Annotated in this window: 9 protein-coding genes; 1 reads left to right on the top strand and 8 read right to left on the bottom strand. The window is 32.2% G+C overall.

The genetic code is table 11. The annotated features are described in order from the left end of the window. On the top strand, positions 1–241 hold a 241-nt coding region (locus tag VKY47_RS05060; RefSeq protein ID WP_324310896.1), incomplete at its 5' end, for a DNA-3-methyladenine glycosylase I. 39 nt (positions 242–280) lie between these two features. On the opposite strand, the gene VKY47_RS05055 is transcribed toward VKY47_RS05060, so the two are convergent. The 8 genes from VKY47_RS05055 to aat form a co-directional block, all read right to left on the bottom strand. Then, positions 281–835 carry a DUF4256 domain-containing protein gene (locus VKY47_RS05055; RefSeq protein ID WP_324310894.1) on the bottom strand — a complete coding sequence of 185 codons (555 nt, stop codon included), beginning with the start codon at positions 833–835 and terminating at the stop codon, positions 281–283. A 251-nt stretch (positions 836–1,086) separates the two neighbouring features. Then, positions 1,087–1,656 carry a hypothetical protein gene (locus VKY47_RS05050; RefSeq protein WP_324310892.1) on the bottom strand — a complete coding sequence of 190 codons (570 nt, stop codon included), beginning with the start codon at positions 1,654–1,656 and terminating at the stop codon, positions 1,087–1,089. 27 nt (positions 1,657–1,683) lie between these two features. Further along, the gene (locus tag VKY47_RS05045) at positions 1,684–2,229 is read right to left on the bottom strand and encodes a hypothetical protein (RefSeq protein WP_324310890.1); all 546 of its coding nucleotides are present in this window, start codon (positions 2,227–2,229) and stop codon (positions 1,684–1,686) included. Between the two features lie 370 nt (positions 2,230–2,599). Then, the gene (locus VKY47_RS05040) at positions 2,600–3,001 is read right to left on the bottom strand and encodes a hypothetical protein (RefSeq protein ID WP_324310889.1); all 402 of its coding nucleotides are present in this window, start codon (positions 2,999–3,001) and stop codon (positions 2,600–2,602) included. Then, a complete protein-coding gene (locus tag VKY47_RS05035) occupies positions 2,973–3,242 on the bottom strand; it encodes a hypothetical protein (RefSeq protein WP_324310888.1) in 270 nt (89 codons plus the stop codon). The genes VKY47_RS05040 and VKY47_RS05035 overlap by 29 nt, the downstream gene beginning before the upstream one ends. After that, complete coding sequence (locus VKY47_RS05030) at positions 3,230–3,787, bottom strand: hypothetical protein (RefSeq protein WP_324310886.1); 558 nt, start codon at positions 3,785–3,787, stop codon at positions 3,230–3,232. The genes VKY47_RS05035 and VKY47_RS05030 overlap by 13 nt, the downstream gene beginning before the upstream one ends. Positions 3,788–3,883: 96 nt before the next feature. Next, positions 3,884–5,581: a hypothetical protein gene (locus tag VKY47_RS05025; protein WP_324310885.1), complete on the bottom strand. Its 1,698-nt coding sequence runs from the start codon at positions 5,579–5,581 to the stop codon at positions 3,884–3,886. A gap of 354 nt (positions 5,582–5,935) precedes the next feature. Next, the coding region (gene aat / locus VKY47_RS05020; RefSeq protein WP_324310883.1) for a leucyl/phenylalanyl-tRNA--protein transferase at positions 5,936–6,410 on the bottom strand (475 nt) is incomplete at its 5' end.

Raw genomic sequence — 6,410 nt, 5'->3', positions numbered from 1 at the left:
TAGCTTCAGTAGTTATATTTGGAAGTTTGTTGATGGGAAACCTATTAAAAATCGGGTTAAACATTATAAAGAAGCACCAGCCACGACAGCCATTTCAGATGCTTTGAGCAGGGATTTAAAAAAACGCGGTTTTAAGTTTGTAGGCTCCACAGTTATGTATGCACATATGCAAGCCACAGGCATGGTAAACGATCATGAGGTTGGATGTTTTAGGTATCATGAGGTGGATAATGAATTATGAAAATAAAGAAACAACTCTTGTAGTCTTAATCTTTAACATTCAGACTCTAAGAGCTCCTCGAAAGCCTCTAGCTGCATAGTATGATTCTGCACCATTGTGATAGATAAAGACTGTACCAAAACGATTGTCGCCAAATAGGGCTCCCCCAAGGCTTCTAATTTCTTCTGGTGTTTTTACCCAACTGGAAGTTTTTAAATCTATGGCTTCCAATTTTTGTAAATCTTGATATTGTGCGACACTTAAAAGCTCTATTCCCATGGCAGTTGCCAGATCCATAGCATTGTCCTTTGGCTTGAATTTTTTTCTGGACTGTAGAGCTTTCCTATCGTAGCAAAGGCTTCTACGTCCTTTTGGGCTTTCTTTGGAGCAATCATAAAAAACATATTCACCTGTCTGTTTATCGTAATTTACCACATCGGGTTCTCCTCCAGTTTTTTCCATTTGGTAAAGCGACCACAATTTTTCTGGATGGGCTTCTAATCTGGTTTGTATTTTTGACCAACCCATAGCTTCATGACGATGCCTGTGACTTTCAAAACGGTTTTTTAGGACTTGAATAAAATCTTGGCTTTCTGTAGGCGATAATTTTTTCATAAGTATAAAGTAATCATTTTTAAAAAGTTCCCTACTAAATAATTTTATAAAATTACTAAAAATCTGTCCTTTACAATCAATTTTATTTCTTGTATTTACATTTAAGGCGTAAACAATTGAGTTTGGTGCTTGCTGGAAAAACTTACACCTGGTGAGGCTACTGAGTTGAAAGCGTTGTTTGTTTAAATTATCTAAGTAATTAAAAGCCTCTTATTCAAATATTGAAAAAGAGGCTTTTTATAATTAGGTTATCACCACTTTTCCTTTTGTATTGTCTTAATTATTTTCCAATTATCTATCTTTCTTTCTAAATAAACTTCATAAGCTTGTCCCCAAAGTGCACTTCTACTTACTCCTAAATAAATTTTACAACTATCCATTTTAGAGTTAAATTCAAACTTGGTAAAACGATATAACAAATCGTATTCTTTCCAATCTTTTGATTTTTTGAGAAGAACTGTATCAGCCGGAATTAGTATGTGTCTACTACCTTCATCAATTTTATGTATCGTATTCGTGCTTATGAATAATTTTTTTCTTACAATTTCGTTTTCACCTTCTATTTTAACTTTATCAATGATTGGGTAAATTGCAATATTCAATTTAACATTTGCAAGTGAATCTTTTATACTCTCAATTGGTTCAAATATAAGTGAATCATTAACCTTTTTTGGTAAGGGTAGTAAAGGAAAACTAAATTTTTCAATACTCAAACTTATTACTTCTTCTATATCACTATCTAATTCTCTATTTTCAACATTACAAGAATAAACAAACATTATTAGTACAATAACCAAAATAATTTCTTTTATTCGTTGCATACTTCAATTACTTAAATTAGCTACCTTTTAAGACTTTTCTATTACAGAGTAATAAGTAATTTTCCATTCATTTTCTATTTTATCTAAAAAATATACTATTAAATCAGAATCTAATCTTCCTCTATTAGTTCCAACAGTTATAACTGCTTTATTTTTTTCATTATTAAAAACCACATCAGAAAAGCTTATTATCCCAGTTAAATCGTATTGCTTTTGCTCTTCTCGTGAAATAGTTCTCTTAGACATGAAAAATAAATTTTCATCAAAAACATTTTCCAATAATAGTGTATCAATCTGAAATTCAAATGCCTTTTTTTTAAATTTATTAAATAGCCTTAACTCCTCATCTGATAAATCCACTCTTTTACTTAATCCGGTAATTGAATCTTTTTTATTTACTTTTCTGCTGTTAACTTTAGATAAGTCGTAATCTTGAGTATTTAAATTAATGGCATATATATGCACTAACCCATTTCTATCACTCAAATTAACTTTTTTAGCGATACTATCTGGCAATAATTCTAATGGTGTAGGAGGAATGTTTTTAGGGATATTATTATAAATTACCTTCATTACTTGGTACTTACTTTTATCAACATTTAGCTTCTCGCTACACGATAAGCTAAATGTGAAAAGTAATATTAAAAAAATATTTAATCTATACATACTTCACTATTATTGATTACTGTTGGAACATATTGATAGTATAAATTTTCTAGTTCATCTGTCAATAGATTATTCACATCCCAATTTTCCAACCCTTGCCACGCAAATGATTTATAATAGTCTAAAGGATAGCTATAATTATCATATACTCTCAAAGCGTTTGCAATGTTATCAACATAATATGCAGACATGTAGGGATGATCTAAATGATGATCTGGAACGTTTGATTCACTATAAAACTTATACCATTGAAATAAAACTGGTCTATTATTAAAGTCTAGCCCTGTTTGATAATCATAAACATACTTACATAACTCAGCATGTACGCTTCATGCAAAATTAATGCCTCTATTTCAATAGGGTTTGTATTAACATCTTCAATAGTAATTTTTATAATACCTGTTTCTGCAAAATAGTTATCATCTGTACAAGCATCATTAGTAGTTGTACAGTTACCTACAGTAAATATCAGGTTTGCACTAGGGTTATCTATAAAAGCACCTACTGTCTCACTAAATAGCGATGAATTATCCGCCTTTAATTTGTTATACACACAATTCAATTTTTCGTTAGCGACAAAAGTAGAATCTAAATTAGTTTGCCCATGGCTTAAAAAAGCCATGAGAAGGGCAAAACAAAATATCGTTATCTTAATTACAGTCTGTCCCTTGCGCATCATTGTTATTTGTTTGTTCATTTAATATTATATCAACTATTTCCTGTCTTTTATTAGCATTTGGAACTAATTCTAAAAATGTATCTGTTGTTGTAGCAATATCTCCATTTGGATATACTGAAAACTGACCAGAAAAAGACATTGCATAATAATAATCCCATCCTAAATTACCACCAGTACCATATTCTTTATCCCATTGATAGTTCCATCTAGACAAACAACTATACAAACTCAACTGAACCATAATGTTAAGGTATGATATAATACCCAAACTTTATTAACTTTTACATAAATCTCCATAATACCACCACCAACTTGAACATAAGGAATAAAATGAGATTTAACAATAAAGCACCAATCTTTGTTTCGATTAAAAATTGGCTTTGAAATAGATATATATTTGTTCCGAGGATTGTTTTTTACAAACTCATCACTACATAAATAGAAGTATTTATTCAACTGTTCAATATTAATTAATGAATCATTTTGAATTTTCTGCAATTCAGATTGTATGTAACCTGTGTCAAAATTATGCAAAAACAATTCTACTGGTGGAGTATGTACATAAGGAATGGGTTCCCATAGACTTTTTAAATTTGGTTTGTTAAAGCTTTCAATACTCTGAAAGCCCTTCCCTGGAAGCAAAAATTTATTTCTTAAGAAAATAGTGTCCAATGGTATAGGGTTCTTTTTTTCAAAAGGGGTTATAACCTGATTGATAAATTCATATTCTTGAGCACAACTTAAAAAAAACGTAACAAAAAAAATAAAACTAAATAATTTTTTCATCAATTTAAATTTTAACAAGAACCTGTGGTTCAGTTATTTAATTATTTCGGTGTGTAATAGTCATTATTTGCCAAATGCCGATTATGGCTTTCATAACTAATTACAGTTATTATCTACTAATGGTTCATATCCCGAATAGGTTTCCGTGCCATTCTCTGTATTAAATACTTTGATTATATGATATTGGTCATCTGAATTGGGAAAATTATCAGAAAAAACAGGATTTAAAGAGCCATTAGCAAGATGTGTTATGCCACTCCAACAAACAGCCTCGTAATATTCTGTGGTTGAAGCAGGGTACCCATATTTTTCTTGGATAAAATTAGACACATTTAATGCCATTTCAGAAACCAACTCTGCCATGTACAAATGGTGAGCGTCATTGTTGTTTTGGTATTCTTGCCACCCTGCAACCAAAGTACTAAATTCCCCATCTGGATCAGTAAATAATAAAGGATATTGTTTGGCCACATACCTCAAATATGCATGGATAGATTCATGTAGTATTGTTTTAATTAAAGCAAGCTTTGTACCATTTTCAACAAGATTTTCACTTATTGTAACAGTGACCTGATAAACTCCCTCACTATCCAATTCTGCTGGAGAAGTTTGTCCGTTGCCATCTATTTCACCAACTTTATATGTTGTTACAAAACCCATTGGCGAAGAACTATATGAACCTCCCAAAATCTCAAAAGTGCTATTAATTAATTCAATGTTACCCATTGTATCGGAATAAAGGAAATTACCAAGCATTAAATCTAATAACATATTTTGTGTACAAGGGGGTAGGTTTGAATCTAATTTTATTCCATTTATTCTATTCTCCTCAAAATCAACTTCTCCTCCTTCCAAAATCGCCTCAATAGCCTCCATTGCAAAACTTTGGGCTTCTGTACTACAATTGTTTCTATCCACATAACTACTAACATCCCTCATTTGAATAAAATTATCTGGATTATTTATCCAATTACTTACAACCAAATTAGCATTTTCTACAGAGTTCAAGCCCAAACATTCTATTAAGTTTTGCTCATATGGAATGTTATATGTTGGTGAAGTAGCATCGTTAGTATTGTTGTTTGTATCATTGGGTACGCCTCCACCTGGATTATTTTCTCCATCTGGAACATCACTATTGTCTGGGTTATCTGGATCTGTATTACTTCCTCCAGAACAAACACTTGCGAACATTATTTCATATCCTGGACAAGGTGAGCCATTATCGTATCCTTCTGGATGGTTACCGTGTGAACAATAAGTTATAATTAATGTTGTGCAGTTTCCTTGATCCATACTTGCTAGAGTTTCATCTATTAAAGCCTGGCTATCTATGGTTTCTATACTTGCTTTATTTGTTAAGTCTACAAATTGTCCATTAAATAAAGCCTCTTTTTCACTTTCTGACAAATTGTAGGACACCAAGGACACTTTGTAGGTACCATCAGCCTGTAAAGAAAACAAGATGTTTTCCAAGGCTACGCTTGGATTGTCCCTTATTACCGGAAAGGTATAAGAGTGGTAACTACCATTTGCGTTTTCCATATAGGTGGCAACATCTGTATCTATATAAAAATCATAAGTACTGGAATGTACCAATCTGTTTTGTGAACTAGAGCCTTTTGTGCCTGTTTGCTCCTTGATTTTAGTTATGGAATTTACCAAACGGTTGTTTTGTTGCACTGTTTGATAGTCTATTTTGGTAATACTATACTTGGTTCTTGAAGTTTGCGAGGTGTGTTCCTGTTTTATAAAGGAATCGTCTTCTTTCTGACAACTAAAAAAACCTATCATTAAAAGTAAGATAAAACTTTTAGATAAAAAACGCCTTAGCTTTACGCTTTTTGATTTTTGATTTTTGATTTTTGATCATAATAAATAATTTTTAGGTTAACATGCCATAAACCTAAAAGTTAAATTTAAAATATCCTGTACGTAGTACTACGTATTTTTCCTACTTTTCGATGAAATGCAGGGTTGGTGTTACGGTTTTTCCGTAAATGTTTGGGTTTTTGGATATTTTTTGTTTGACTTTAGAGAAGTAATAAGACTCTCTGCCTATTGGAGACAGGTTTATTTTGCTCAGAATCACAAGTCAACATATATGTTTTATACTAAAAAGCATGAAACTCCAATACCATACAGGTATCACAAAAACCCCAGGAAGTCTTCCCTGGAAATTTCTTCAGCTCCCAAACTGGCTAAATGATTGGTGTACACTTGGCAGTCTATCAGGTTGTAATTGCTGTTTTGTATAAAGCTTATAAAACCGGCTTTACTGGCATTACTAACTTTTGTGAACATACTTTCGCCACAAAACACGCCATTGTTTAAATCCACACCATAAAAGCCTGCGACTAAGTTACCGTCTTGCCAAACCTCCACAGATTTAGCAACACCCTCTTTATGTAGTTTCATATAAGCCTCTATCATACTATGGGTTATCCAAGTGCCACGCTGACCTGTTCTTTTGGTTTTGGCGCACTCGGTTATCACCCCTTTAAAATCTTGGTTTATGGTCACTTGAAAATCGCTGTTTCGCAGTACCTGTTTCATGCTTTTTGAGACTTTTAATTTCTCTGGAAAGAGCACAAACCTAGGGTCTGGAGACCACCATAAAATG

This window comes from Xanthomarina sp. (assembly GCF_035306705.1).
Taxonomy (GTDB): domain Bacteria; phylum Bacteroidota; class Bacteroidia; order Flavobacteriales; family Flavobacteriaceae; genus Xanthomarina.
The sequence above is the reverse complement of the archived record's forward strand: the minus strand, read 5'-3'. Positions and strand labels throughout refer to the sequence as shown.